The organism is Mycobacterium sp. NGS29 (assembly GCF_059812965.1).
In genome coordinates, this window is sequence record NZ_JCALDR010000001.1 from 371,557 (window position 1) to 396,616 (window position 25,060).

The following is a 25,060-nucleotide window of genomic DNA, read 5'->3' on the forward strand; positions in this document are numbered from 1 at the left end:
TTGAACCTCTGCCCACGCCGTTAGGGCGTGGGCAAAAAGACGTTGTGCAGCGCCCCACTTGATCGGGCACTTTCATCTGCAAGCGAAGTGAGCAGCTGCGCGAGCCCAGCGAATCCGGTTGATTCTCTGGTGATCCGGTCGAACGGCCAGCGGCCCAGGGCGAGAATCTCGAGGGCTGCCCGGTGGGCGGGATACTCCACGCCGAGTGCGCCTACGACGTGTAATTCTTTATAGACCAACAAGTCTGGTTCAAACCGGGGCGTGCCGCCTCCTCCACGGGTGCCGGCCACCACAATTGTGCCGCCGGGCCTGGCAAGGCCGACGGCATCGGCGAACGCGGAGGGTGCTTTAGCGGTGACGTCGACGACCACGTCGGCAAGCCGTCCGCCTGTCTCACGCTGGAGCGCGGTCACTGCATCGTCCTGCGATACATCGATGGGCAGGTCGACACCGAATGATCTGGCTATGGCCAGTCGTTGTTCGTCGCGTGGGCCTACGCCGGTCATCGCGACGAACGCGGCTCCCGCCTCTTTGGCCGCCACCGCCGCACAGATTCCGCGGATGCCGGGCCCCAGGATCGCTACGACGTCCCCGGCCTTGGTGTCGGGAAGAGTCGCCCCCCACTGGATACCGGCCCCGAGAGGGTTGAACAACGTGGCGAGAACGGGGTCCATGTCTTCGGCAATCGGGAGCAGCATCGCGTCCCACGGAAGCTCCACATGGGTGGCGTATCCGCCCCATAAGCCCGCGCCGACCTCCACGTCGACAAACCCGAACATGGTGGCGATGCCGTTCACCGCGCACCGCCGGTATTCGCCGCGGCGGCACTCGGGGCAGTCTCGGCAGGACCGGAACACCTCAACGGCCACGCGCTGGCCGGCTTGTACACCCCAGCGTTGGCCAGCCGCAGCGCCAACATGTTCGACGATGCCGACGATTTCGTGCCCTGGAACGAATGAGAAGCCGGCAGGCAGGTGTCCGGTGAATTGTTCGTGATCTGTTCCGCACAGACCGCATGCTTCAACTCGCAGGATCGCACCCCGGTCGCCGACGTCGGGGATGGTCATCTGGCGCCGCTGCAGACTCCGCGGTCCGGTCAGCACCATCGCCTCGGCGATCATGGAAGCTCGAACCCGGTGAACGACCCTGTGTTTCGGAGGCACACCGTTTTACCTACGTACATTTCCGCGCCCATCGCCTCGGCGATCTGCGGATCGTCGCTGCGTGCGACGACTCTTTGCCCGTCGGACAGGTGCGCGATGATCGGAGTCCATCGAGGTTGGCCGTCTCGGTCGTAGACGACGGTGTATCCGTCGACTGTCGCGCAACCGGTCGCCTCGTCGGCGCCTGCGACGGCCAGCCGCGATGAATCGATTTGAGCTTGTTCGACCGCCGTGTCGAGCAGTCGCCACCCGGCTGGTGGCGGGGTGGCCGACCACACACCGACCGAATGCTTCGTCGAATACCACCCGAGGCCGGTGACGAGTCCGGCATCGGTTGGGTCGCGTCGGCACCGTCGGACCATCTCCACGATCGAGTGGCTGACGTAATTGTTTCCGGGACCGCCGTGATAAGGCAGGCCTCCGGTTACTGTGAGGCCTCTGTCGTCGAGGGGGTCCAAGTCGAGAGCCTCGGCAGCCATCTCAATTGCCGACGGGAAGCAGGAGTAGAGGTCGAACCACCGGATGTCGTCGGTGGTCAACCGGCCCGCATCGAGAGCCTTCCGTGCCGCTACCTCGATACCCGATGAGCGGCTGAGGTCCGGCCGTTCCACGGGGAAGTACACGTCGTTGCAAGTCGCTGCTGACCAGGGAAAGACCCAACGATCGCGCGCGACGCCTAATTCGTCCGCCACCTCGGCCGCCATGAGAATGAAGGCGGCAGCCATGTCGACGGACATGATGCTGTTGAGCAGCTTGGGATAGGGCAAGCAGACCATGCGGTTTTCCGCGGTGACTTCGCTGAGTTCGGTGGCACTTCGTGCGCGTGGGAACCAGGCCTGTTCCGGATGGCGTGCCGCCTCGGCTGTGAACGGGGCCATCAGCGTGCCCAGCCACTCCCGTTGAGCATCGAAGTCGCGGCCGTGGCGCGCGGCGATCGCGGACTCGAAGATGGGATACACCTCGTGCGGCCAACTCAGACCCACCGACAATTCGGCTTGACTCAGCCCGGGGCGGGCGTCGCCCAGGGATTCGTCGTCGGAGCGGGGTGGGGGCGGCGAGTCGAGAAGTGCCCCGCCCTGAAGCTTGCGTGCGGAATGCCCGCTCTCCGCCCCGACGACCAGGACGACATCTGCACGGCCTTCGCCTATTTCGCCACCCAACACTTCGACGAGATACTGCGGGGTGTTTCCGCCGACGGGACAGCTGATGCGGCGGGCGGGACTGATGTGCATCGCTTCGGCGATCCTGCTGGCGGGATTGTCGCGCGGTATGACCAGGATGCCCGGAGTCGCGACGGTGTCGATGCGCCGCTCGACCGGGCGACTTGCGTCTTTGACCGCGCGGCGTGCGGCTTCTACCGCCAAGTCGATCGGGTCCACGAAGTCGTTCCCGCGATGGGTAACTTCGCCCACGCCGACGACAACCGGGGTACGCGCTTCTACCAACATCGGCATCGGCATCCGCTCAGGGCCACGGGGCTGACTTGAGACATAACTGCGATGGTGTCATGTGCGTGGGCAAGTCACAATGGTGTGCGCTCGCGGCATACTGGCTGTGTGTCGACGAGGTTGTTGAGATGGGGCGCCGCCGCGCCGACAGATCGTGGGTCCGCTCGCGACCGGTTGCTCGATGCTGCCGAGCGGTGCCTCGAGAGTTGCGGTGTGGTGGGCACGACCATGGAGGACATCGGCAGAACAGCGGGTGTGTCCAGGGCAACGGTGTATCGCTACTTCCCCAGTCGGGAGGCGGTGATGTCGGGTGTCATCATTCGCGCCGCCGAGCGCTATCTCGACCGCATCAGCCCGCGGATCGCGGCGCACGCCGACCTGGGCTCCGCGCTCGTCGATTTCGTGGAATACACGGTTGAGGCCGCGCGCCGCGAAGAGATCATCGGATTGTTGTTCGGCAGCGACGAGGAACTCGCCGGCGTGGGTCTCGCGGCGGGGACCTCGACGTCCCTCTTCGAAATCGTCACCGAATTTCTGCGTCCCATCTTCACCAGACACTGGAGTTGCGTGGAACCGGGCGTCTCCGTCGACGACGCCGCCGAGTGGGTTGTCCGCACGATATTGAGCCTGCTGACTGTTCGAGGGCCGCGGGAGCGCAGTCGTGACGGACTCCGGGCGTTTCTGTCGAGGTTTCTCCTTCCGGCGATCCTGGCGGGTGACCACGCTCGACCGATGTGACATCTATGGCGTAATGTCTCGACGGCAGATGAGGTAGGAGGGCCTGTGCAATTCACCACGTTCAACGAACAGGTCGCTGAGCAACTAAAGAGCGCAGCAGAAACCACGGGCGGGTTGGCCGGTTACCTCGGCTTCCGTCACACCGAATTCACTGCGGGACGGCTCGTCGCGGAGATGGACGCACGCGACGACCTGAAGACGCCTTTCGGGAACCTGCATGGGGGCTGCTTATCGGCCATGGTCGACCACTGCCTCGGAGTGGTGTTTTATCCCGTGATTCCACTGGGATCTTGGGTCGCGACAACGGAGTTCAAACTGAATCTGCTTCGTCCGGTCTCTAGCGGCACCTGTGTAGCCACAGCCGAGATCATCTCGCTGGGCAGAACCAGCGGTGTGGCGCGTATCGACATCTGCAACGACGGCAGAGCGGTGTGTGCGGCCCAGGGAACCGTCACCGTCGTCGCACCGAAGACGAGCTCCTGATGTCGGCAAAGAGAACAGGCGATTCGTCGGCTCCTGTGGTCGAGCGCGTGCCCACGGCGGACGGGCTGACGCTGGCGGTCGACCTCTACCGCTGTGATGCGCCGCGGGCGGTCGTGTTGCTCCTTCACGGCGGAGGTCAAAGCCGACACGCCTGGGACGTCACCGCCCAACGCCTGCACCAGCGGGGCTACACGGTGGCCGCGTACGACACCAGGGGACACGGGGACAGCGACTGGGACCCCGACGGACGCTACGACGGGGACCGGCTTGGATCCGACCTATTGGCCGTGCGCTCATACGCCGATTCCGGCCGCCCCGTCGCCGCGATCGGCGCCTCTCTGGGCGGCTTGACCATTCTCGGAACACACTTGCTCGCCCCGCCGGACCTATGGCAGGCCGTCGTCCTGGTTGACGTCACTCCGCGAATGGAGATGGAAGGCGCCCGACGAGTCGTAGCGTTCATGTCGGCACACCCCGAAGGTTTCGACAGCCTAGAGTCGGCCGCTGACGTGATCGCCGCCTACAACCCGCACCGCCCTCGCCCCGAAAACCTCGACGGCCTCCGAAAAGTCCTCGCCCGTCGCGAAGACGGTCGCTGGGCCTGGCGATGGGATCCAGCTTTCGTGACGTCGAATTTCCAGTTCCTGCAGGGTGATCCAGACGAAGGCGCTAAAGACTTCGACATGATGAGCGCGTTCCTTCTTGATGGTGCGAGGCAGGTGTCCGCGCCAACGCTGCTGGTCCGGGGCCTACTATCTGACATGGTCTCCGAAGAGACAGTAAAGCATTTCCTGACCGTCGTTCCGCACGCGCAAACCGTTGACGTATCGGGCGCGGGACACATGATTGCCGGCGACAACAACGACGCATTCTCGACGGCGGTCGTCGAATTCCTCGACAGGACCACATGAACCCTGCTGTCGGTTGACTGCCCATGTAGGGCTGGCGCCTATCCTGCTCCTATGCCAACTGAACCAGCGCGGGTGTCTTTCCGCCGGCATGTGCGCGAAAAGGTTTTGAGGGCGACACGAGAACTCGCCATCGAGAAGGGCTGGGATCAGGTCCGGATGAGCGAGGTTGCCGAATCGGTCGGCGTCTCCCGCCCGACGTTGTACAAAGAGTTCGGCGACAAACAGGGGCTCGGCGACGCGCTTGTGGTGTCGGAGGGCCAGCGCTTTATGGAAGGCATTCTTGCCGTCCTTGCCGAACACGTGGGCGACGTGCGGGGCGGCATCACCGCAGCGGTGCAATTCACCCTCTGTGAAGCAGAAGACAGCCCGCTCCTCAAGGCAGTTCTGACGTCCAACCCTTCGGGGAATGATCGCGGTGGCTCGTCGTCTACTGGAGTCCTACCTCTTCTGCCGACGTCGGCTTCCCTGCTTCAGCTCTGCTCCGCGGCTCTGATCACGTGGTTTAACGACCACTTCGACGATCTCGATCCCGAAGACGTTGAGGAGGTCGCAGATGTTCTGGTGCGACTGACAGTGAGTCATGTTGTACTCCCAGCCGCGGACATCGCCACCACCGGTGAGCGGATCTCCCGCGTAGCACTCAGGTACCTGGGAGTTGTCCACAGTTTGTAACTAGCAAGCTCTCGTGTCAGATCGAGCCGGCGAGGAGCTCTGAGCGGTCAACTCGGAGCTGCTGGCTGATGGCCCGCTTACTGAACATGAAATCGCGAGGACGGTTGACGCAGTCGGCGGCGATGAGTTCACGATCGCGGAAGTAGAAGCAGCTGAAGTCACGGTCACGCGACGGGTCGCCGCTGAAGACCACTTCGTCGTATCCGGTGTTGAGACCGGCGATCTGGAGTTTGAGATCGTACTGGTCGGACCAGAACCACGGAAGCGCAGCGATTGCGCTGTGTTTTCCGCAGATTGTCGCCGCAGCGATCTTGGCCTGCTCGCCGGCGCTCGATACGGATTCCAAACGAATACGCGAGCCGTATCGAGCCATGGTGTGGCTGGTGCAGTCGCCGGCGGCCACGATGTCGGGGTCGCTGGTGCGGGCCTGGTCGTCGATCACGATGCCGTTGTCGACGGATAATCCTGCGGCCGAGGCGAGCTCGGTGTTCGGCACCACACCGACGCCGACGATGACCAAGTCGGCGGGGATCGGTTCGCCGCCTGCCAGCACGACCTCCTGCACTCTGCCGTTGCCGGAGAAGGCTTCGACGAGAGCGTGTGTTCGGATCTCCACTCCCTCGCCGTTGTGGATTCGGGTGTAAAACGCGGAAACCTCCGGCGCGGTGACCCGTTCGAGTACACGCTCGGTTGCCTCGAGGACGGTGACGTTCATGCCGAGCGAACACAGCGAGGCCGCCGTTTCCAACCCGATGTAACCGCCGCCCACGATCACAACCCTCCGACCCGGTGTAGCGGCGGCACGGATCAACTCGACGTCTGCAGCGGTACGCAGGTAGTGAATTCCGGGAAGATCCACCCCTGGTGTGGGGAGTCGTCTGGCCCTTGCGCCGGTGCACAACGCGAGCTTGGTGTACGTCAGCGTGTCGCCGGTGCTCAGAGACACACGCTTGGCACTCCGGTGGATCGCCTCCACGGTCGCATTCAAGAGTCGAATGTGCTGCTTTTCGTAGAAATCAGCGCCGCGAATCAGGAGGTCGTCGAGGCCGTTCTTGCCGGCCAGGTATCCCTTCGACAACGGAGGCCGGTGGTAGGGCAGTCCCCCCTCGTCGCCGATGAGCACGACCTCCCCAGACCACCCCTCCCTTCGAAGATTAGCTGCCAACTGCGCGCCGGCGTGGCTCGCGCCGACGATCACCGCTCGTTCGGGAGTCACGCACTTGGCCTGGGAGTGAGGCGAACCATCAGCTTGCTGATACCCCTGACGAAATTCGATTGCACATACTCGGGTTCGCCGACCACCTCGATGTTCTCAAAGCGAGGGAGCAATTCCTCCCACAGGATTCGAAGCTGCAACTCAGCAAGTCGGTTTCCCATGCACCTGTGCACGCCGAACCCGAACGAGATGTGATTGCGGGCGTTGCTCCTATCGATGATCAACTCATCGGCCCGCTCGAAGACACGCTCATCGCGGTTACCAGAGGCGTACCACATCACGACCTTGTCGCCCTTGCGGATGAATTGCCCGTTCAACATGATGTCTTTTTTCGCGACTCGGCGCATGTACGCCAACGGGGTCTGCCAGCGAATGATCTCGGATACCATGTTGGGAATCAGGTCAGGGTTCGCCTTCAACTTCTCGAACTGATCGGGGAACTGGTTCAAGGCGAGAACCCCTCCGCTCATCGAGTTGCGAGTCGTGTCGTTTCCCCCGACGATCAGCAGTACCAAATTGCCGAGGAATTCCATCGGGCGGTCGATGAGATCCTTAGTGTCCTCGTTGGCCTGCAGCATCGTGATCAGATCGAAGCCCGGTCGCTCCCCGTTGGCGGTACGGGCCGCCTTGTCATGCCAGAGAGCGCTGAGACCCTTCGCCATGTCGACCATGCCACGAAACACTCTGTCGTTGTCGGAAGGACCACCATTGGCTTGCTCCATGGAGGTGGCGAGGTCCGACCATTCCACGAGCTTGTGCCGCTGCTCGTACGGGAAGTCCAGCAGGGTCGCGAGCATGCGCGCTGTCAGTTCGATGGAGACGTGGTGCACCCAATTGAACGGCTGATCCACCGGTAGATCGTCCAGCACTTCCTGGACACGCGAGCGGATCAGCCCCTCCATCTCGCGCAGGTTCTTCGGCGCGACAACCCCTTGGACGGAAGCGCGCTGCAAGTCGTGTTGTGGCGGATCCATCGCGATGAACATGGCGATGTCCATGAAGCGGGGCGGTCTCCCGATGATGATGAACGGCTCTGCGGAGAAAGCCTCGTGGTTCTTGTCGACGGCGATGATGTCCGCGTGGCGGGTCACCGACCAGAACGGGCCGAACGCACTGTGAGCCTGGTAGTGCACCGGCGCCTCGTTGCGCACGCGTTCGAAGTAGGACTTCCAGCGGCCTTGGCGGTAGAGGAACGGGTTGCTGAGATCGATGTCGGCGATATCAACGTCCTCGACCGGAGGAATGGGCGTCTCGGTGAAGATCTTCTTACCATTGGTTCCGGTTACCCACCGGCGTGTCTTGTCGTAGAGGTGTGCGCCGCGGATTTGCAGCTCCAGAGGCACGGCAGACTGGGCTTTGGCGGCCACTGCCGCGGGAATACTCATTATTGTTTCCTCCAAATCCATGACGTTGTTTCAGAGCTGGAACTCAGGTAGCTCGACCGTCAAGCCATCCCATGCCTCGGAGGCGGACATCTGGCAAGACAGCCTCGACGTCCGCTGACGCTCGGGGTTCATCGCGAGCATCTCCTCTTCGTTGGCGCCGCAGAGTCCCACCGTGTCCGACCACTCGGGAGCGACGATCACGTGGCACGTTCCGCATGCGGCTTCCCCTCCACAATCGCCGTCGATGCCGGGCACCGCGTTGTTGACCGCAACCTGCATCAAGGACTGCCCTTCGGCCAAGGGGGCTTCGTACTTCTCGCCGTCGTGAGAGACGAAGGTGACGACTGCCATGATTAACTCTCCTCAATTTGGAACTCCTCTATTTAGCGTTGTCGCGCGTGACCAGCGTCGCTAGGCTCGCAGGAGTCAAAAAGTTGTGTTTTTAGCTCACGCGCAGGGAGGCACGTGAAACTCGACGACTCGGGTATGCCAGCGCTGGCTTTCCTGCAGATGCTGGACAGTGAGGCGCTGGGGCATGACGCCAGCATTGCGCTCCGCAGCATCATGGTTCGCGAGCACGTTACCGAGTCGATGTTGGTGGGTCGCGACGCGCAGGTCCCCTTACGGTGGTTCAGGGAGATATATTCCGATTTCGATTGTGATCAGGGAACCCGTCTGGGTTTCGCGTTCGCTGAACACGCCAAACTGACGTCCTTTGGGGCACTCAGTGTTCCCTTGGTCAGCGCGGGCTCGGTAGCCGAGGTTGTCGAGTTGCTTGCTTATCTGCCGGTGATCACCACAGCCCTCAGCCCGACGTTCCATTCGACGGAACGCGGCCTCACGATCGGGCTCACCGGTCGCACCGGTGACGCGGGCCTGAACTGCCTGGCCGTCACCTACGGTGGGCTGGCGCTGTTGCGTCTGCTCGACATGCTCGCGGGTGCCGTACCGAATATTGAACTGCATTTAAGTCATTCAGCGCCGGAGTCGTGGGTTCTTCATGACGAAGTGTTGGCGGGTCGGATCTTCTTCGACGCCCCCAGCTCGTTCGTCCACGTTCCCGCGGCTTCGCTCGAGGAGGTCTGTCGATTCTCCGATCCTGTGGCGTACCGGATTGCCGTCACCGATTTGCAGCGAACTCTCGATCAACGACGTGACACGTCGGTCTCCGAAAAAGTAAGGGACCTGCTCGAAAAAGATCCCGGAAAAACGAACATCAGCCGGACGGCGGGCGAGCTTTCGATATCCCCGAGCACGTTGAAGCGGCGCCTCCGCGAAGAGGGGACCACCTTTCGCGAATTGCGTCAGTCGTTCTTGCGGGAGCGAGCAATTCTGCGACTTCTCGACAGATCGTTGTCTGTAAGCGAGATCGCGGCAGAACTCGGGTACGCGGAGCTCACGAACTTCACACATGCCTTCAAACGGTGGACCGGTCGTTCACCGCGCCACTTCAGAAAAACGCGCGACTGAGGGCTATAGATCCGCCCCGGCGTGTGCCGGGCGACCATCGGAACCAGCGGGCTTCACGATCGGCCTCATCTGTCACCTGGACATCGTCGAGAAACGACACGATCGGCGCGGGTTTCGGTCATCGCAGCACCCTCTTGGGAAGAGGCGCAAGGACATTCCAGAGAATCCATACCGCGCTAGCGGCGGGTGCGGGCGGGGGTGACGCGGACCTCTAGGCACGCTATGCTAACCGTCGTTCACGTCGGGACCGGCGTTGGACGCGTGGTCGAGAGGAGTCCGGATGCCACACGACCAGCCGGCCATCATCGGTGCCGCCGAACTCGCTCCAGGGAGAAACGTTCCGTACACCTCCACTGAATTGCATGTGCGCGCCGCGGTCGCGGCTCTCGCCGACGCAGGGGTGGTCCCAGACGAGGTCGACGGTCTGGTGTGCGCCGGGCCGATGACGAACGAGGGTTCGATCTTCCTGTCCGAGGACCTCATGGACTATCTCGGGCTGCACAATCTGAAACTTCAGATGACCTGTCAGCTTGGCGGCGGGACCCATCTCGCCATGACGCGCATGGCGAGTAACGTCATCGCCCGGGGCGAGGCCGAGACGGTGCTGGTCGTGTCGGCGGGCAAGTTTCCACCGATCCGCGATGGCGGGCGCGAACTGATGGCGCTGGTGTGTGACCACGCGTTCGAGATGCCCTATGGACCGTCCGTGCCGGCGCTCTACGGTTTGATCGCGCAGGCCTGGATGCACGAGACGGGACAGGGCAAGGCGGACATCGCCGAGGTCACCGTGTCGCAGGACCGTTGGGCCGCACTGAACCCCGCGGCTATCGCGCACGGCGCTCAACGCCTGACTGTGGAGGACGTGCTGGCGTCCCGGCCGATCGCCGGGCCGTTCCACTTCTACCACTGCTCGATTCCCTGCGAGGGCGGTGGCGCGCTGGTGCTGGGCTCGGCCCGCCGGGCTCGCGCGGGCAAGCACCGGCCGGTGCATTTGCTGGGCTTTGGAGAGGGTCACACCCACGGTTTTCTGACCTCGCTGGCCCGGCCGGGTCGTACCGGGGCCGCCCGTTCGGGTCCGATGGCCTTTGAGCGCTCCGGACGGGCGCCGGCCGACGTCGACATCGCTTTGCTCTACGACGCCTTCGCCTCCAACCCGGCGATGATCCTTGAGGAGGCGGGTTTCGTGAAGCCCGGTGGGGCAGGCGATTTCTACCGTGACGGCTGCGCCGATCCGGGGGGCGACCTTCCGGTGAACACCGACGGCGGCCTAATCCGGTTCGGGCACACCGGGACCTCCTCTGGCATTTCGCAGATCCTTGAGGGTTACTGGCAGTTGTCCGGTCGCGCCGAGGGCCGTCAGGTGCCCGGGGCGGATACCGCGTTCGTGCACAGCTACGGCTCGATGCTGTGCAGTCACGTCAGCATGGTGATGGAGGGAGCGTCATGACCGCAGCTTCGAGTTCTCTCGACGGTCTGCACGATCCTGAGGCGCTGCCGCCGCTGACCGATGTCAACCGTCCCTACTTCGCAGCAGCGGCCCGCGGTGTACTCGTCTTCCAGCGGTGCGCGAACGACCACCCTTTCCTCTACCCGCGGCTGGTGTGTCCCGTCTGCCATGACGGTGAGTTGGCCTGGGAGACCGCGGCGGGTACTGGTGAGATCGTCAGTTTCGCGCCGGTGTACCGCCCCCCGTGGGACTCGTTCCCGCGCAGCGAGCCGTACGTCGTCGTGCTCGTTCGTCTGGACGAGGGGCCGCAGTTGTTGGCCAGTCTCGAGGGCGTGGCCCCAGATGAAGTTGCGATCGGGGCGAGAGTGCGCGCAGTGTTCGAGCGGGTGAACGAGGACCTTGGGCTGGTCCGATTCAGGCTGGCGGCGTCGTGACCACGTACGGGGTCTCGGTGCTCGGCGCGGACTTGGCCACCCTTGTCGAGACCGCCGAGGCTACCGACCTCGCCGGCTTCGACGCCGCCTGGGCCTCGGAGTTCTACTCGCGCTCCGGCTCGATCTCGATGGCCGCGATGGCCGCGCGCACAAAGCGCTGCCGCATCGGGTCGTCGATCCTGTATGGCGTCGGGCGCAGCCCGCTCGTGCTCGCCACCGAGGCGCGTGACCTCGACGAGCTTTCAGGCGGGCGCGTCGTACTCGGGCTCGGCAACGGTACACGCCGCATGATGAGCGACTGGCACGGCGTGGAGGACACCTCCGCTCCCGCTCTGCGCATGGAGGAGCTGGTCCCGCTCGTGCGTCGGATCTGGAACCTGCACGAGGGCCCCGTGCGCCATGAGGGGCGCTTCTACCGGATGAATCTCGTCCCAACCGGCGACGTCGCGCCGCCGAAGCGAGCGATCCCGATCATCACCGCGGGCGTGCGTCCGCGGATGTGCGAGGTGGCAGGGCGCGTAGCCGACGGGTTGGCTGGTCATCCGCTGTTCACCACGACTTACGTCGAGGAGGTCGCCCGCCCAGCCGTCGTGCGCGGTGCGGAGCGGGCCGGACGCGATCCCGCCGACATTGAGATCGTCTCGATGGTCATCTGCGCGGTGCACGACGACCCACAGATCGCACGTCGTGAGGCCGCGCAGCAGATCGCGTTCTACTCCTCGGTGAAGACCTACGAGCACGTGCTCGACGTCAGCGGTTTCGCCAGGCAGGCAGCGGCCATCCGCGACGCGTTCGCACGGCGTGACCTGCCGGCCATGTTCGCCGCGGTCACCGACGACATGATCGACGCGATGGCGGTGGCCGGCACCGCCGCCGAGGTCCGAGAAGGGCTGCGCCGCTACGAGGGCGTGCTGGACCACATCGTTCTCTACTCACCCTCGATTGGTCTCGCGCCCGAGCGCATCGCCGAGAACCTCGGCAGCCTCATTCGCGATTGTGCGCCGGCCTTCGCCGGCGGGAAAGGTGACCAGAGTGGCTGACGCATCGCTCATCGGGACGCAACTCGGGAGGACCACGTTTCCCGTCGACCGGTCCAAAGTGCGCGAGTTCGCACTTTCGCTCGGCGACCGCGACCCGATCTACCAGGACGTCGCGGCCGCCCGCGCCGCCGGCTTCGGCGCGATCCCCGCTCCTCCGACCTTCGTCGTCTCCTCGGCTCACTGGCGCGCCGACGACGACATGTTCGGCGCCCTCGGGCTCGACCTGCGACGCGTACTGCACGGTGAGTGCGGCTGGGAGTATTTCGCGCCGGTGTTCGTCGGCGACGAGCTCACCGAGACTCGTCGGGTGTCGAACGTGACCAGCCGCGAGGGGAAGCGCGGCGGCATCATGACAATCGTGACGATCGAGACCGACTTCACCAACCAGCGCGACGAACTCGTCGTGCGCCAGACCGACGTCTTGATCGAAACCGGAGGCTCCACCCAATGACGACATCCCCCGCGCCGGTGGCGTTGGCCATCGGCGACGAGATGCCGACCTCACAGTTCGGCCCGCTGACGCGCTCGCACATCGTTCGCTACGCCGGCTCCGGCGGCGACTTCAACCCGATCCACCACGACGAAGAGTTCGCCCGCGCGGCCGGCATGCCCGGTGTGTTCGGCATGGGACTGCTGCACGGCGGTGTGCTCGCGCAGCGGCTGACCGCCTGGGTGGGGCTGGCCAACATCCGCTCGTTCCGCATCCGGTTCACCGGTCAGGTATGGCCCGGTGACCTGCTCAGCTTCGGCGGCAGGGTCACCGGCGTGCGCGAGGCCGGAGGGCAGCAGGTGGCAGACCTCGAACTCGTGGTCACGCGCCAGACCGGCGAACCCGCGATAAAGGGGAGCGCCGTCGTGCAGGTGACCCGGTGAGCGCGCCAACGAGCGACGTCACCGGCCTCGGGATGACGTTCGGGACCTTCGACGAAGGCCGGGCGTGGGTCGGTCATCGCTCCGAACCGCGGCATGCGTGGTTCCCGATCGACCGCTCGATGGTGTTGTACTACTGCTCGCTCGTCGAGGACGCGAACCCCCGTTACTGGGAGGGTGAGGACTGCCCGCCCGGGCTGCTGATGAGCCTCGGCTTCGCGCCGCAGTGGGTGCCCGGGTACCTAGCGCGTGCCGACATGATGTTCGCGCTCAGCGTCCCGTTGCCGGGCCACCACATCATCAACGCCTCGACGACGACGGAGTTCGAACGCCGGCCCCGGGTAGGCGATCACGTGTCGATCGTGGAGGAGATCGCCTCGATCTCCGAGCCCAAGACGACGCGGGTGGGCACCGGTGTGTTCATCACCACGGTGAGCACCTTCTCCGACCAGCACGGTGAGGTCATCGGCCGCAACACCAACGTGCTCTTCCGATACGACACCGCCGATAGTGAAGGCGCATCATGAACGACTCCACCGAGCGCAGCATGGTCCGCGTCCCCGTGCGGTTCGAGGACATCGCCGTCGGCGACACCCTGACGCCCGTCTCGATCGAGATCAGCTACAAGCGCATCTGCATGAACGCGGCTTCGACATGGGACTGGTTCCCCGGTCACCACGACCCCGACTACGCGCGCAGCCAGGGCCAGCGCACGATCTACCTGTCAACCCTCTTCTTCCATGGCTTCATCGACCGCGGCCTCAACGAATGGGCCGGACCCGACGCGCTCATCCGGCGCCGCAGAATCTCAATGATCCGGTCGATCTATCCGGGCCAGACCGCAACCCTGAGCGGCAAGGTCGTGGCCAAACGCGACGATGGCGGACGGCGCCTCGTCGACCTCGAGTTGCTCGTCTCGAGCGAAGATGGTCCGTGCGTGCCGAGTGAAGCCACCGTTGAGCTGGCCGACCCGTTTGTCGAGGTGCCGGGGTGAGCTGCCACTCACATGCGAGGCGACGGTGAGGGACGGAGGCTCGGTGGCCGAGCAACCGGTTCGCTACGAGGTCGTCGACAGCGTGGCCTGGCTGACGATCAACCGGCCCGAGGCGCGCAACGCGCTGAACAACGCTGTGCGCACGGGGCTTTTCGACGCGGTACGCCGCTTCAATGACGACGACGCGGCGAAGGTGCTCGTCCTCACCGGCGTGGGCGATAAGGCGTTCTGCGCCGGCGGGGACTTGAAGGAGATGGCGCAGAACGCGCTCAAGGTGCCCCCGAAGGACTTCGCTCCGCAGTTCGGCCGCAACATCGATGTCGCGAAGCCGACGATCGCGGCCGTCAACGGTGTCGCGTTCGCCGGGGGCTTCCTGCTCGCGCAGCAGTGCGACCTGGTCGTGGCTGCCGAACACGCGACCTTCGCCGTCAGCGAGGTCAAAGTCGGCCGCGGGTCGCCGTGGGCGGCACCGCTATCGTGGCTGGTGCCCCCACGCGTTGCCATGCAGATCCTGCTGACCGGCGACCCGATCACCGCCGAGCGCGCCCACCAGGTCGGCTTAGTCAATGAGGTGGTGCCGGCCGATCAGTTGCGCGAGCGTACCCGGCAGTTGGCGCTCAGCATCGCCGCGAACGCACCGCTATCGGTGCTTGCGTCCAAGCGCACCGTGTACCTCTCGGCACAGCACCACCTCGCCGCCGCCTACGACCTGGCCGACGAGATATGGGAGCCGGTCTATCTGAGCGACGACGCGCAGGAAGGCCCGACGGCGTTCCGCGAGAAGCGCGCACCACAGTGGAAGGGACGCTGACATGGCGGTGACCATGCAGTCGGTAATCGCCGACATCGAAGCCGAAACGGCCGCGTTGCGCGAACTCATCGCACCGCTGCCCGAAGGTCCGCGCGGCTGGGACGCGCCGACTCCGGCCGTGGGCTGGGCGATCCGCGACCAGATCAGCCATCTGGCGTTCTTCGACGACGTGGCGGTGCGCTCGGCCACCGACCCCGACGGTTTCAGCAGCGACTACCTGCCGATGATGGCCGACGGAAGCATCTCACCCGACGTCATCGCTGAGCGCTACCGTCAAATGCCGGCTGCCGACCTGCTCGCGTGGTTCGACACGTCGCGTGCAGCCCTCGTTGCGGCGTTCGCGGACATTGCCCCGGCGACCCGCCTGCCGTGGTTCGGGCCGACGATGAGCGCGGTCTCGTCGCTGACAGCGCGACTCATGGAGACCTGGGCGCACGGCCAGGACATCGTCGACGCGCTCGGCGCGACCCGCGAGGCCACGGCACGGCTGCGGCACGTGGCCCACATCGGGGTGGGTGCGCGCGCTTTCAGCTACCTGGCCAACGGTCTGGACCTCCCCGCGGACCCGGTACGCGTCGAGCTGACCGCTCCGGACGGCAGCGTCTGGACGTGGGGGCCAGCCGACGCCGCCAACCGCGTGAGCGGGCCGGCGCTGGACTTTTGCCTGTTGGTGACCCAACGCCGCCACCGCGACGACACCGCTTTGGTCGCCGACGGACCGCTGGCCGACCAGTGGCTCGCGATCGCCCAGGCCTTCGCGGGGCCCCCTGGCGGCGGGCGCGTGGCGGGCCAGTTCGCAGGGGGTCAGCGGTGAGCGTCCCGGTCCGCATCGGCAACTGCTCCGGCTTTTACGGCGACCGCATCGCCGCAGCCCGCGAGATGGTCGAGGGCGGACCGATCGACGTCCTGTGCGGTGACTATCTGGCCGAGCTGACCATGCTCATCCTGGCCAAGGCCCAGGCCAAAGACCCGTCCGGCGGGTACGCGCGGACTTTCCTCACCCAAATGGAACAGGTGCTGGGCACCTGTCTCGATCGTGGCATCAAGGTCGTCGCGAACGCGGGCGGGCTGAATCCCGCCGGCTTGGCCGCCGCGTTGCGCGAGCTGTCCGCACGTCTCGGCCTCACCGCGCGCGTCGCGCACGTCGAGGGCGACGACCTACGTGGCGACCTCCACGCAATCACGCCGCCCGTCGGCGACATCAAACCGGTGTCGGCCAACGCCTACCTCGGCGCCTGGGGCATCACCGAGGCGCTGCATTCGGGCGCCGACGTCGTCGTGACCGGCCGGGTCACCGACGCATCCCTCGTGGTCGGTCCCGCGGCCTGGTGGCACGCCTGGGCACGCGCCGACTGGGATCGGCTCGCGGGTGCGGTCGTCGCCGGGCACGTGATCGAGTGCGGCCCTCAGGCGACGGGCGGCAACTACGCGTTCCTCGACGAGATCACCGACCGCCGCTACCCGGGGTTTCCGATCGCCGAGGTCGCCGAGGACGGCTCTTCGGTGATCACGAAGCATCCCGGCACCGGGGGACTGGTCTCAGTCGGCACGGTCACCGCCCAGCTGCTCTACGAGATCGCTGAACCTGCCTACCTCGGCCCCGACGTCGTCGCCCACTTCGACACCATTCGCCTGGCTCAACAGGGTGAGCACCGTGTCGCGATCAGCGGTACGAAAGGCAGTCCGCCGCCGGACACGTTGAAGGTGGCGCTGAACGAGGTGGGCGGCTTCCGCAACACGATGACCATGGTGCTCACCGGCCTCGACATCGAGGCCAAGGCGGCCTTCGCCGAACAGCAGCTCTTCGACGTTCTCGGCGGACGCGACGCCTTCGACGAAGTCGACGTGCGACTGTTGCGTTTCGACGTCTCCGATGCGCCGACGAACGAGCAAGCCTGCGCGCACCTGCGTGTGACGGTGAAGGACGCCGACCCGCGAAAGGTGGGCCGAGCCTTCTCCGGCGGGGTCATGGAGATCGCCCTGGCTGGTTTCGCCGGCTTCCACACCACCACGCCACCGTCCTCGGAGACCGCGTTCGGCGTCTACCGGCCGGCCTACGTTCCGCGCTCGGCCCTCACGCACGTGCTCGTCGACGCCGACGGCAATCGGCACGTGATCCCTGACCCGCCGACCGGTGCGGTCCCGCCGGCTGGGATCGCCCCGCCCGCGAAGCTGCCGGCGCCATCCGGGCCGACGCGGCTCGCGCCGCTCGGGTCGGTACTCGGTGCGCGGTCCGGAGATAAGGGCGGCAACGCCAACCTCGGACTGTGGGCACGCGACGACCCCGGTTACGCGTGGGCGCGCGAGTACCTGAGCGTCGAGCGGCTGCGCACACTGCTCGGGCCGGAGACGGCGCACCTGCGCATCGAGCGCTTCGAACTGCCGAACCTGCGCGCGCTCAACGTGGTGGTGCACGGCTTGCTCGGTGACGGGGTGGCCTCCTCGACCCGGCCGGACGCGCAGGCCAAGGGGCTCGGGGAGTACGTGCGATCCCGAGTGGTGGACGTTCCCGAATCGCTGCTCGACACACACTAAATCCGGTGCGGGGCGCCGTCTACCTGCTGTGTAACCGCGCGGCTGAACAGCGCCGCAACGGCCGCGGCGGCCAGCATCGCCTCAATCGTCGCGTCGTCCAGCGACGCCGGCATGTACGCGGACGCGTTGAGCAATGACAGCACGGCGGCGACCAGGCCCTGTGCGCGCTCACGGTCCAGATCGCCCCGTGCTCGTACGAGCGCGTCGACCCAGAAGGACTCGTACCTGTGCTGTCGGCGTCGCAGGGCACGGGTCGCCAGCGGCGACAGCGAGCGGTGCTCGCGGGCGTAGACGGCCAACAGGCCGCGTCGTCGCGCGCCGAAGGCCGCGTGTAGGTCGACAAGGGCGTGCAGGACCTCCGTCGGTGTGCCGGCGTTGGTGGCGCGCCGGGCGCCGGCCAGCAGCTCAGTCATGGCGGCGTCGCATAACTCGCGCAGGATCGCGTCCTTGTTCTGAAAGTGCCGGTAGACGGCCGGCCCGCTCACCCCTGCTGCGGCACCGATGTCGTCGATGCCCACGGCGTGAAAGCCTTGCCGCGCGAACAGGTCGGCGGCGGCCTCGAGGAGCAGTTTGCGGCGCAAACCGGCCACTTTCAGGCCTCCTGTCGATTTGTGGTTACGTTGTTCGCCGTCCGATCCGCTGGGCCGGGCTGGGATCCTACCGGCGCTGGGGTTGCCTGCGTCGGCACCCGCCGCACCAAATCAAGGGAGGTGAACGAAACCGCTAGCCCCCGCCGATGCTGTCGCATCCTCTTCTCAGTTCATGATTTAGGGGCCCTGCTTCGAACCCGCGATGTGCAGCGGCACGACTCAGCGCAAAACGACTCCGCCCTCGATGCCCGTGAACTGCGCGCGCAGCTCGGTCTTGAGCAGCTTGCCGGTGGCATTGCGCGGCAGTTCGGCGACGAAGTGCACGTCACGCGGACACTTGAAGTGTGCCAGCCGCTCCCGGCACCACGCTACGATCTCCTCGGCGCTCGGCGCCTGTGTCGCCGGGTCGGCGACCACGACCGCGACGACGCGTTCGCCCCACTTCGCGTCCTTACCGCCGATCACGGCGGCGTCGAACACCGCCGGGTGGCGGAAGAGAACCTGCTCGACCTCGATCGGGTAGACGTTCTCGCCGCCGGAGATGATCATGTCCTTCTTGCGGTCGACGAGGGTGATGAAGCCCTCGGCGTCCATGCGCCCGAGGTCGCCCGTGTGGAACCAGCCCCCGCGTAACGCCTCGGCGCTCGCCTCGGCCTTCATCCAGTAGCCGGTGAACACATTCGGGCCGCGCACGATCAGTTCGCCCACGGTGTCGGTCGCGACGTCGCGGTCGTCGTCGTCGACGATGCGGGCGTCGACATGCATTGCGACGCGGCCGATCGACCCGGCCCGCGTGCTGACGTTCTCGGCGTCGAGGACGGTCACCAAGGGAGCGGTCTCGGTCATGCCGAAGCCCTCGGTGAAGGGCACGCCTCGCTCGCGCATGAAGTCGATGACCGTGAGGGGGACGGGCGACCCGCCGCCCATGGCGAAACGCAGCGCAGACAGGTTGAAGGAGTCGAAGTCGGGCACCTGTGTGAGTGCGGTCCACATGGCCGGCACCATGAACTGGACCGTGACGTGGTGGTCGGCCATCGCCTGTAACGTCGCTCGCGGCTCGAAGGACGGCATGATCACGCTGGTGCCGCCGACGTACAACAGCGGCAGGGTGTGTACTCCCAGCCCGCCGATGTGGAACATCGGCGCCACCGCGACGGTGACGTCCTCGCCCCGCAGGCCGATGTCGGTGCCGAGGACGTTGATCGCGTTCCATAGCAGGTTGTCGTGGGTGAGGATCGCGCCCTTGGGTCGGCCCGTCGTCCCCGACGTGTACATGATGAACGCGGGGTCGCGGCCGTCGACGTCACCGTTGAGCGGTTCGGGCGCGGCGCCCGAGACGACGTCTTCGTAGCCGAGCTCGCCCGGCGCCGGCACCCCACCGGCGCGCACGACATGGCGCACGCGGACTCCGGACTCGGTGACGGCGCTCCTGGCCTGCGCGGCGAACGGCTCGTGGAAGACCAGAACATCGGCGCCTGAGTCGGCCAGGATGTAGCCGATCTCGGGTCCGGCAAGGCGCACGTTGAGCGGAACTGCAAGTGCGCCGATTTTGGCGCAGCCCAGCAGCACCTCGATGAACTCGGTCGAATTGACCAGCAGCATCGCGACCCGATCGCCCTTGCGCACGCCGAGGGCGATGAGTGCGGCGGCGACCTGGTTGGTGCGCCGATCGAGGTCGGCGTAGGTGATGTGCGCGCCGTTGCTGATCAACGCGGTGCGCCCGCCGTTGAGGAAGGCGCGCCGGCTCACCCACTGACCGATGCCGAGTTGCATTCGATTCCCTTTCATTCCGCGGCGACTCAGTAGGACGCGGGCAGTTTCAGGCTGTGCTGCGCCACGAAGTTGAGGATCATTTCGCGGCTGATCGGCGCGGTGCGCATGAGCCGGGCCGGACCCCACAACGTGGCGAGGCCGTACTCGGTGGCCATGCCGTTGCCGCCGTGGGTTTGAATCGCCTGGTCGAGCGCCAGGATGCCCGCCTCGGCTGCGGCATATTTCGCCATGTTCGACGCCTCACCCGACCCCGGATCGCCGGCGTCGTGCAGGGAGGCGGCACGCTGAGTCATCAACCGGGCCAGCTCAACCTGGATCTTGGCGTGGGCGAGCGGGTGCGATACGCCTTGGTGCGAGCCGATCGGCGTTCCCCACACGTGGCGGTTGCGGGCGTAATCGGCGGCTTTATCCAGCGCGTAGCGACCGATGCCGTTGCCGAGCGCCGCCCCCATGATTCGCTCCGGGTTCAGGCCCATGAAGACCTGGCGCAGGCCCTCGTTCTCCGCGCCGATAAGGTTGGCGGCCGGCACGCGGACGTCATCGAAGAATAGAGTGAACTGCTTCTCTGGAGTGACCGCCTGCACCGGGATGAGTGACTTGGTGAGCCCGGGGACATCGGTGGGCACGACGAGCAAGCTGAGTAGTCCGCGACCACTGTCGTTGGTAGACGTTCGGGTGACGACCAGGATCGCTTCGGCTTCGTCGACACCAGAAATGTAGTACTTGGTGCCGTTGATGACCCAGTCGTCGCCGTCGCGTTTCGCGGTCGTGGAGATGTTGTGCGAGTTCGAGCCCGCGTCCGGCTCGGTGATCGCGAATGCCATGATCGTCTCGCCGCTGGCGATGCCCGGCAGCCACTGCTGCTTGAGTTCCTCACTGCCGAATGCCTGGATGATCGTGCCGCAGATGGTCGGCGAGACGACGGTCATCAGCAGCGGGCAGCCCGCCGCGGCGAGCTCCTCACCGACGATCTGCATGTCGTAGATGCCGCCGCCGCCGCCGCCGTACTGCTCGGAAAGGTTCACCCCGAGGAAGCCCTGTTTGCCCACGGCCTGCCACAGCTCGGTGCTCTTCCCGCCGGCCAGCGACTTTTCCAGGTAGTACTCGTGTCCGAAGTCCTTGGCGATCTCGGCGACCGCCTTGCGCAGGTCCTGACGTTCCTCTGTCTCGTGCAATTCCATGACACTCCTCACATCGGTATCGACGCGCCACCGATCGGGAGCGCGCCGGCTTCATTAGAGCTCCGTGGCGTCCGACGCCACTTCACCGCCGTCCACCGCCTCGACCACGGCGAGGACGTCACCGCTCGAGACCTGATGGCCGACCTGGACCGGCAGGGCGCTCAGCACCCCGTCGATCGGGCTCGCGACGGTGTGCTCCATCTTCATCGCCTCCAGGACGACGAGCGTTTGACCGGCTGACACCGTCTCGCCCTCGGCGACCGGTAGTCGGATCACCGAGCCCGGCATCGGCGCGGTGAGCGACCCGGGCGGGTTCAGAGTGCTCGGGTCGACGAAGCGTGGCGCCAGCCGCAGGGCGGAGTAGCCGGCGACCGAGTCGAGGTGGGCAACATCGCCGTCGAGGACGACATCATAAGTGCGGCGCACCCCGTCGACGCGCAGCACCACCCGCTCGCTACTGCCCTCGACAACCTCGACGTCGGCCAACGGCTCGTCGTCGACCTGCAGGCAGGTCCCTGTCGAACCTAACGTGTACCCGACGCGCACTTCGCGCCCGCCCTGGGTCTGCCAGGTTGTGGTCTGCGGCTGCGAAGGGTTGTTGCGCCAGCCGGCGGGCAACGTGGCCTGCAGAGTTGCGACGGCACGCCGCGCGGCCACCCCGGCCACGGTCGCCGCGACGGCGTGCAGGCGCTCGGACTGCGTGTCTGGGAGGGCAGCGCCGAGTTGGGCGACGTCGTGTCGGTCAAGGAACCCAGTGTCGGTGCCCCGCCCGGCGAACTCGTCATGGCGCAGGACGCGAACAAGCAGGTTGCGATTGGTGGTCACGCCGTGAATACGGGCGCCGGCCAGCGCCGCCGAGAGGCTGGCAAGTGCCTCGTCGCGCGTTGGTGCCCACGCGATGACCTTGGCCAGCAGCGAATCGTAGTAATGACTGATGACCGAACCGGCACGAAAACCCGAGTCAACCCGCACGCCGGCAAGCGCCGGGACATCCAAGGTGCGCAGGGTGCCGGTACAGGGCCGGTAGTCATCGGCCGGATCCTCGGCGCACAGCCGGGCCTCGACCGCGTGACCGCGAATTCGCGGGTTGTGCATCTCCTCAGGCAGCGGGCGGCCCATGGCTACGAGCAGCTGGGCACGCACCAGGTCGAGGCCGGTGATCAGCTCGGTAACCGGGTGCTCGACCTGCAGCCGGGTGTTCATCTCTAGGAAGGCGAAGGAGTCGGCTTTGCCATCCTGAGCGGCGTCGTAGACGAACTCGACCGTCCCGGCGCCTACGTAGCCGACGGCGCGCGCGGCGGCGATGGCGGCCTCGCTCATCCGAGCGCGCAACGCGTCGTCGACGACCGGTGACGGCGCCTCCTCGATCACCTTCTGGTGTCGACGCTGCACGGAGCACTCGCGCTCGAACAGAGAGACGACGTTTCCGTGCGTGTCGGCCATGATCTGGATCTCGACGTGGCGTGGGCGCTGGACGTAACGCTCGAGGAAGACGGTGCCGTCGGCGAACGCGGCGGCGGCCTCACGCGAAGCGGAGGTGACCGCTTCGTCGAGCTCGTCCGGCGACGCGACAATGCGCATGCCTCGGCCACCGCCGCCGGCGCTGGCCTTGACCAGCACGGGGTAGCCGACGTCGGCGGCCAGCTTCGCCAGCTGCTCGGCCGATAGCCCCGTCGTGTCGCCACCGGGCAGCACAGGCACCCCCGCGTCGGACATCGTCTTCTTGGCCTGCAGCTTCGAGCCCATCGCGTCGATCGCCCCGGGCGGCGGACCGATGAAGACGAGGTCGGCGGCGGCACAGGCGCGCGCGAACCCGGCGTTTTCCGAAAGGAAGCCGTAGCCGGGGTGTACTGCGTCCGCGCCGGTGAGCGAGGCAGCGGCGATGATCCGGTGGATGTCGAGGTAGGTCTCGGCGGCAGACGAGCCGGGAAGGTGCACGGCCTCGTCGGCGTCGGCGACGTGCCACGCGTCGGCGTCGGCGTCGGAATAGACCGCGACGGTGGCGATCCCGAGATCGCGGCAAGTGCGGAACACCCGCCGCGCGATCTCGCCACGGTTGGCGACCAGGACCTTGCGGATCTTGGGCATCGCCATCACATCCGGAACACGCCGTAGCCACGCTGGCCACGGACCTCGCCGTTGTGGATCACCGACAGGCAGAACCCGAGAACGGTCCGCGTATCGCGGGGATCGATGATCCCGTCGTCGTAAAGTCGGCCGCTGTTGGCCAGTGCGACGGATTCGCGCTCGATCTGTTCCTCGACGGCGGCGCGCATCTGGGCGTCGGCCTGCTCGTCGAAGGGCAGCCCGCGGTCGGCGGCGGACTCGCGCGCCACGATGGACAGCACTCCGGCCAGTTGCGCCGGACCCATCACGGCCGACTTCGAGTTAGGCCAAGCGAATAGGAAACGCGGTGAGTACGATCGCCCGCACATGCCGTAGTTCCCGGCACCGTAGGACGCACCCATGGTGATGGTCACGTGGGGGACCGTGCTGTTTGATACGGCGTTGATCATCTTGGCGCCGTCCTTGATGATGCCGCCCTGTTCGTACTCGGCACCGACCATGAAACCGGTGGTGTTCTGCAGGAAGATGAGGGGGGTGTCGATCTGATTTGCCAGTTGGATGAACTGCGAACCTTTCTCGGCCTCCTCACTGAACAGGATGCCCCGTGCGTTTGCGAGGATGCCGACCGGGAAGCCGTGGATCGAGGCCCAGCCGGTGACGAGTGACGTGCCGTAGAGAGGTTTGAACTCGTCGAAGGCCGAGCCGTCGACCACTCGGGCGATGACGTCGCGGGGGTCGAAGGGCACCTTCGGATCGACCGACGCGATGCCGAGCAGCTGATCGGGGTCGTGCACCGGTGGGTGCGGCGGCGTGGTGGGTCCGGGGCCGTTCTTCCGCCAGTTGAGCCGCGCCATGATGCGACGGCCGATGCGGATCGCATCCTGCTCGTCCTCGGCCATGTAATCGGCCAGCCCCGAGGTGCGGGCGTGCATGTCGGCGCCGCCGAGCGACTCGTCATCGGAGACCTCGCCCGTGGCCATCTTGACCAGCGGCGGACCGCCGAGGAACACCTTGGAACGGTTGCGCACCATCACGACGTAGTCGCACATGCCCGGGACGTACGCACCTCCCGCGGTCGAGTTGCCGAAGACCAGGGCCAGTGTCGGCAGCCCCGCTGCGCTGTGCTGGGTCAAGTCGTGGAACAGCTGTCCGCCGGGCACGAAGATCTCTGCCTGTGTGGGCAGGTCGGCGCCGCCAGATTCGACGATGTTGATGATGGGCAGTCGGTTCTCCCGCGCGATGGCCATGCCGCGGAACACCTTGCGGAAGGTATAAGGGTTCGATGCGCCGCCGCGGACGGTGGGGTCGTGGGCGATGATCATCGACTCGATGCCCTCGACCACGCCGATGCCTACCACCACGCTACCGCCGACGGGGAACTTACTGCCCCAGGCGGCGAAGGGGCATAGTTCGAGGAACGCCGTGTCGGGGTCGAGCATCAGCTCGATGCGCTCGCGGACAAGCAGCTTGCCCCGCTTACGGTGGCGCGCAACGTATTTCGCGCCGCCGCCGCCGTTGACCAGCGCCAGTTGCTCCGCGATGGTGTCGAGTTGCGCGCTCAGTCCTTCGCGGTTCTTGAGATAGCCGGGCGCGGTGTCGTCGACCCGATCGGGCAGGACCTGTACCAAAGTTTTCCTTCCGGGCGAGCATCGACGTCGATCTACTAGGCGCTGATGTTAGCCGCAATTAACATCAGGTGACAACGGCGCAGGCGGGCGTCGGATTTGTTCCGCGCCGTGGTTCCGTCGAATGGCGAGGATCGAAGCGGTGCGTTCGCTGCAGATCGAGCGATCGAAGGAATTGACTGGGGAGGGACGGCACACAGGGCCCGT

The 25,060-nt window shown here is 65.9% G+C and carries 25 protein-coding genes; 15 read left to right on the forward strand and 10 right to left on the reverse strand.

Features of this window, described 5'->3' with window-relative positions:
* Positions 1–20 precede the first annotated feature (20 nt).
* Positions 21–1,121: a zinc-dependent alcohol dehydrogenase gene (locus AC5Y5Z_RS01735; RefSeq protein ID WP_017205332.1), complete on the reverse strand. Its 1,101-nt coding sequence runs from the start codon at positions 1,119–1,121 to the stop codon at positions 21–23.
* Positions 1,118–2,611, reverse strand: coding sequence for an acetyl-CoA acetyltransferase (locus AC5Y5Z_RS01740; protein ID WP_024445489.1), 1,494 nt, complete (start codon positions 2,609–2,611; stop codon positions 1,118–1,120). Before AC5Y5Z_RS01740 ends, AC5Y5Z_RS01735 begins: the two co-directional genes overlap by 4 nt.
* Positions 2,612–2,662: 51 nt before the next feature.
* Here AC5Y5Z_RS01740 and AC5Y5Z_RS01745 point away from each other — a divergent pair, with 51 nt between their 5' ends.
* The 4 genes from AC5Y5Z_RS01745 to AC5Y5Z_RS01760 all read left to right on the forward strand — a co-directional run bounded on the left by AC5Y5Z_RS01745 (position 2,663) and on the right by AC5Y5Z_RS01760 (position 5,415).
* The gene (locus AC5Y5Z_RS01745; RefSeq protein WP_011560606.1) at positions 2,663–3,349 is read left to right on the forward strand and encodes a TetR/AcrR family transcriptional regulator; all 687 of its coding nucleotides are present in this window, start codon (positions 2,663–2,665) and stop codon (positions 3,347–3,349) included.
* Positions 3,350–3,394: 45 nt separating this feature from the next.
* Entirely contained in the window at positions 3,395–3,832 is a 438-nt protein-coding gene (locus tag AC5Y5Z_RS01750) for a PaaI family thioesterase (RefSeq protein WP_011560605.1), read from the forward strand.
* On the forward strand, positions 3,832–4,743 hold the full coding sequence (locus tag AC5Y5Z_RS01755) for an alpha/beta fold hydrolase (protein ID WP_011560604.1): 912 nt from the start codon (positions 3,832–3,834) through the stop codon (positions 4,741–4,743). Before AC5Y5Z_RS01750 ends, AC5Y5Z_RS01755 begins: the two co-directional genes overlap by 1 nt.
* Before the next feature lie 90 nt (positions 4,744–4,833).
* A complete protein-coding gene (locus AC5Y5Z_RS01760) occupies positions 4,834–5,415 on the forward strand; it encodes a TetR/AcrR family transcriptional regulator (protein ID WP_005110548.1) in 582 nt (193 codons plus the stop codon).
* 16 nt (positions 5,416–5,431) lie between these two features.
* On the opposite strand, the gene AC5Y5Z_RS01765 is transcribed toward AC5Y5Z_RS01760, so the two are convergent.
* The 3 genes from AC5Y5Z_RS01765 to AC5Y5Z_RS01775 are packed head-to-tail and all read right to left on the reverse strand — an operon-like array spanning position 5,432 to position 8,367.
* Positions 5,432–6,631 (reverse strand): NAD(P)/FAD-dependent oxidoreductase, encoded by a 1,200-nt coding sequence (locus AC5Y5Z_RS01765; protein WP_011560602.1) that lies wholly within the window; start codon positions 6,629–6,631, stop codon positions 5,432–5,434.
* Entirely contained in the window at positions 6,628–8,016 is a 1,389-nt protein-coding gene (locus AC5Y5Z_RS01770) for a cytochrome P450 (RefSeq protein WP_011560601.1), read from the reverse strand. The genes AC5Y5Z_RS01765 and AC5Y5Z_RS01770 overlap by 4 nt, the downstream gene beginning before the upstream one ends.
* 30 nt (positions 8,017–8,046) lie before the next feature.
* Complete coding sequence (locus AC5Y5Z_RS01775; RefSeq protein WP_011560600.1) at positions 8,047–8,367, reverse strand: 2Fe-2S iron-sulfur cluster-binding protein; 321 nt, start codon at positions 8,365–8,367, stop codon at positions 8,047–8,049.
* 114 nt (positions 8,368–8,481) lie between these two features.
* On the opposite strand from AC5Y5Z_RS01775, the gene AC5Y5Z_RS01780 reads away from it, so the two are divergent.
* From AC5Y5Z_RS01780 to AC5Y5Z_RS01830, 11 genes are all read left to right on the forward strand, one after another.
* Positions 8,482–9,486, forward strand: coding sequence for a helix-turn-helix domain-containing protein (locus tag AC5Y5Z_RS01780; RefSeq protein WP_011560599.1), 1,005 nt, complete (start codon positions 8,482–8,484; stop codon positions 9,484–9,486).
* 280 nt (positions 9,487–9,766) lie between these two features.
* Complete coding sequence (locus tag AC5Y5Z_RS01785; protein WP_011560598.1) at positions 9,767–10,933, forward strand: thiolase family protein; 1,167 nt, start codon at positions 9,767–9,769, stop codon at positions 10,931–10,933.
* Positions 10,930–11,367, forward strand: coding sequence for a Zn-ribbon domain-containing OB-fold protein (locus tag AC5Y5Z_RS01790; protein WP_011560597.1), 438 nt, complete (start codon positions 10,930–10,932; stop codon positions 11,365–11,367). Before AC5Y5Z_RS01785 ends, AC5Y5Z_RS01790 begins: the two co-directional genes overlap by 4 nt.
* Complete coding sequence (locus tag AC5Y5Z_RS01795) at positions 11,364–12,407, forward strand: LLM class flavin-dependent oxidoreductase (RefSeq protein WP_014382413.1); 1,044 nt, start codon at positions 11,364–11,366, stop codon at positions 12,405–12,407. The genes AC5Y5Z_RS01790 and AC5Y5Z_RS01795 overlap by 4 nt, the downstream gene beginning before the upstream one ends.
* Entirely contained in the window at positions 12,400–12,858 is a 459-nt protein-coding gene (locus tag AC5Y5Z_RS01800) for an FAS1-like dehydratase domain-containing protein (protein WP_011560595.1), read from the forward strand. The genes AC5Y5Z_RS01795 and AC5Y5Z_RS01800 overlap by 8 nt, the downstream gene beginning before the upstream one ends.
* Positions 12,855–13,280: a dihydroxy-acid dehydratase gene (locus tag AC5Y5Z_RS01805; protein WP_011560594.1), complete on the forward strand. Its 426-nt coding sequence runs from the start codon at positions 12,855–12,857 to the stop codon at positions 13,278–13,280. Before AC5Y5Z_RS01800 ends, AC5Y5Z_RS01805 begins: the two co-directional genes overlap by 4 nt.
* A 32-nt stretch (positions 13,281–13,312) precedes the next feature.
* Positions 13,313–13,804 (forward strand): FAS1-like dehydratase domain-containing protein, encoded by a 492-nt coding sequence (locus tag AC5Y5Z_RS01810; protein ID WP_017205330.1) that lies wholly within the window; start codon positions 13,313–13,315, stop codon positions 13,802–13,804.
* Positions 13,801–14,271, forward strand: coding sequence for a hotdog family protein (locus AC5Y5Z_RS01815; RefSeq protein WP_011560592.1), 471 nt, complete (start codon positions 13,801–13,803; stop codon positions 14,269–14,271). Before AC5Y5Z_RS01810 ends, AC5Y5Z_RS01815 begins: the two co-directional genes overlap by 4 nt.
* A 43-nt stretch (positions 14,272–14,314) precedes the next feature.
* Complete coding sequence (locus AC5Y5Z_RS01820; RefSeq protein ID WP_011560591.1) at positions 14,315–15,082, forward strand: enoyl-CoA hydratase/isomerase family protein; 768 nt, start codon at positions 14,315–14,317, stop codon at positions 15,080–15,082.
* Position 15,083: 1 nt separating this feature from the next.
* The gene (locus tag AC5Y5Z_RS01825) at positions 15,084–15,896 is read left to right on the forward strand and encodes a TIGR03084 family metal-binding protein (protein ID WP_011560590.1); all 813 of its coding nucleotides are present in this window, start codon (positions 15,084–15,086) and stop codon (positions 15,894–15,896) included.
* A complete protein-coding gene (locus AC5Y5Z_RS01830) occupies positions 15,893–17,617 on the forward strand; it encodes an acyclic terpene utilization AtuA family protein (protein ID WP_011560589.1) in 1,725 nt (574 codons plus the stop codon). The genes AC5Y5Z_RS01825 and AC5Y5Z_RS01830 overlap by 4 nt, the downstream gene beginning before the upstream one ends.
* On the opposite strand, the gene AC5Y5Z_RS01835 is transcribed toward AC5Y5Z_RS01830, so the two are convergent.
* The 5 genes from AC5Y5Z_RS01835 to AC5Y5Z_RS01855 all read right to left on the reverse strand — a co-directional run bounded on the left by AC5Y5Z_RS01835 (position 17,614) and on the right by AC5Y5Z_RS01855 (position 24,856).
* Complete coding sequence (locus AC5Y5Z_RS01835) at positions 17,614–18,207, reverse strand: TetR/AcrR family transcriptional regulator (RefSeq protein WP_011560588.1); 594 nt, start codon at positions 18,205–18,207, stop codon at positions 17,614–17,616. The genes AC5Y5Z_RS01830 and AC5Y5Z_RS01835 overlap by 4 nt on opposite strands.
* 219 nt (positions 18,208–18,426) lie before the next feature.
* Entirely contained in the window at positions 18,427–19,980 is a 1,554-nt protein-coding gene (locus AC5Y5Z_RS01840) for an acyl-CoA synthetase (protein WP_011560587.1), read from the reverse strand.
* A gap of 26 nt (positions 19,981–20,006) precedes the next feature.
* A complete protein-coding gene (locus tag AC5Y5Z_RS01845) occupies positions 20,007–21,161 on the reverse strand; it encodes an acyl-CoA dehydrogenase family protein (RefSeq protein WP_011560586.1) in 1,155 nt (384 codons plus the stop codon).
* Positions 21,162–21,215: 54 nt separating this feature from the next.
* Positions 21,216–23,249, reverse strand: a complete 2,034-nt coding sequence (locus AC5Y5Z_RS01850) for an ATP-binding protein (protein ID WP_005116476.1) — start codon at positions 23,247–23,249, stop codon at positions 21,216–21,218.
* Between the two features lie 5 nt (positions 23,250–23,254).
* Positions 23,255–24,856 (reverse strand): acyl-CoA carboxylase subunit beta, encoded by a 1,602-nt coding sequence (locus AC5Y5Z_RS01855; protein WP_011560585.1) that lies wholly within the window; start codon positions 24,854–24,856, stop codon positions 23,255–23,257.
* Positions 24,857–25,060: the final 204 nt, after the last annotated feature.

Coding starts and splice junctions, on each gene's coding strand:
- AC5Y5Z_RS01815 (WP_011560592.1), top strand. CDS start 13,801: ATGAACGACTCCACCGAGCGCAGCATGGTCCGCGTCCCCGTGCGGTTC.
- AC5Y5Z_RS01850 (WP_005116476.1), bottom strand. CDS start 23,249: ATGCCCAAGATCCGCAAGGTCCTGGTCGCCAACCGTGGCGAGATCGCG.
- AC5Y5Z_RS01735 (WP_017205332.1), bottom strand. CDS start 1,121: ATGATCGCCGAGGCGATGGTGCTGACCGGACCGCGGAGTCTGCAGCGG.
- AC5Y5Z_RS01845 (WP_011560586.1), bottom strand. CDS start 21,161: ATGGAATTGCACGAGACAGAGGAACGTCAGGACCTGCGCAAGGCGGTC.
- AC5Y5Z_RS01825 (WP_011560590.1), top strand. CDS start 15,084: ATGGCGGTGACCATGCAGTCGGTAATCGCCGACATCGAAGCCGAAACG.
- AC5Y5Z_RS01775 (WP_011560600.1), bottom strand. CDS start 8,367: ATGGCAGTCGTCACCTTCGTCTCTCACGACGGCGAGAAGTACGAAGCC.
- AC5Y5Z_RS01745 (WP_011560606.1), top strand. CDS start 2,663: ATGGTGTCATGTGCGTGGGCAAGTCACAATGGTGTGCGCTCGCGGCAT.
- AC5Y5Z_RS01790 (WP_011560597.1), top strand. CDS start 10,930: ATGACCGCAGCTTCGAGTTCTCTCGACGGTCTGCACGATCCTGAGGCG.
- AC5Y5Z_RS01785 (WP_011560598.1), top strand. CDS start 9,767: ATGCCACACGACCAGCCGGCCATCATCGGTGCCGCCGAACTCGCTCCA.
- AC5Y5Z_RS01805 (WP_011560594.1), top strand. CDS start 12,855: ATGACGACATCCCCCGCGCCGGTGGCGTTGGCCATCGGCGACGAGATG.
- AC5Y5Z_RS01755 (WP_011560604.1), top strand. CDS start 3,832: ATGTCGGCAAAGAGAACAGGCGATTCGTCGGCTCCTGTGGTCGAGCGC.
- AC5Y5Z_RS01840 (WP_011560587.1), bottom strand. CDS start 19,980: ATGCAACTCGGCATCGGTCAGTGGGTGAGCCGGCGCGCCTTCCTCAAC.
- AC5Y5Z_RS01740 (WP_024445489.1), bottom strand. CDS start 2,611: ATGTTGGTAGAAGCGCGTACCCCGGTTGTCGTCGGCGTGGGCGAAGTT.
- AC5Y5Z_RS01810 (WP_017205330.1), top strand. CDS start 13,313: ATGACGTTCGGGACCTTCGACGAAGGCCGGGCGTGGGTCGGTCATCGC.
- AC5Y5Z_RS01770 (WP_011560601.1), bottom strand. CDS start 8,016: ATGAGTATTCCCGCGGCAGTGGCCGCCAAAGCCCAGTCTGCCGTGCCT.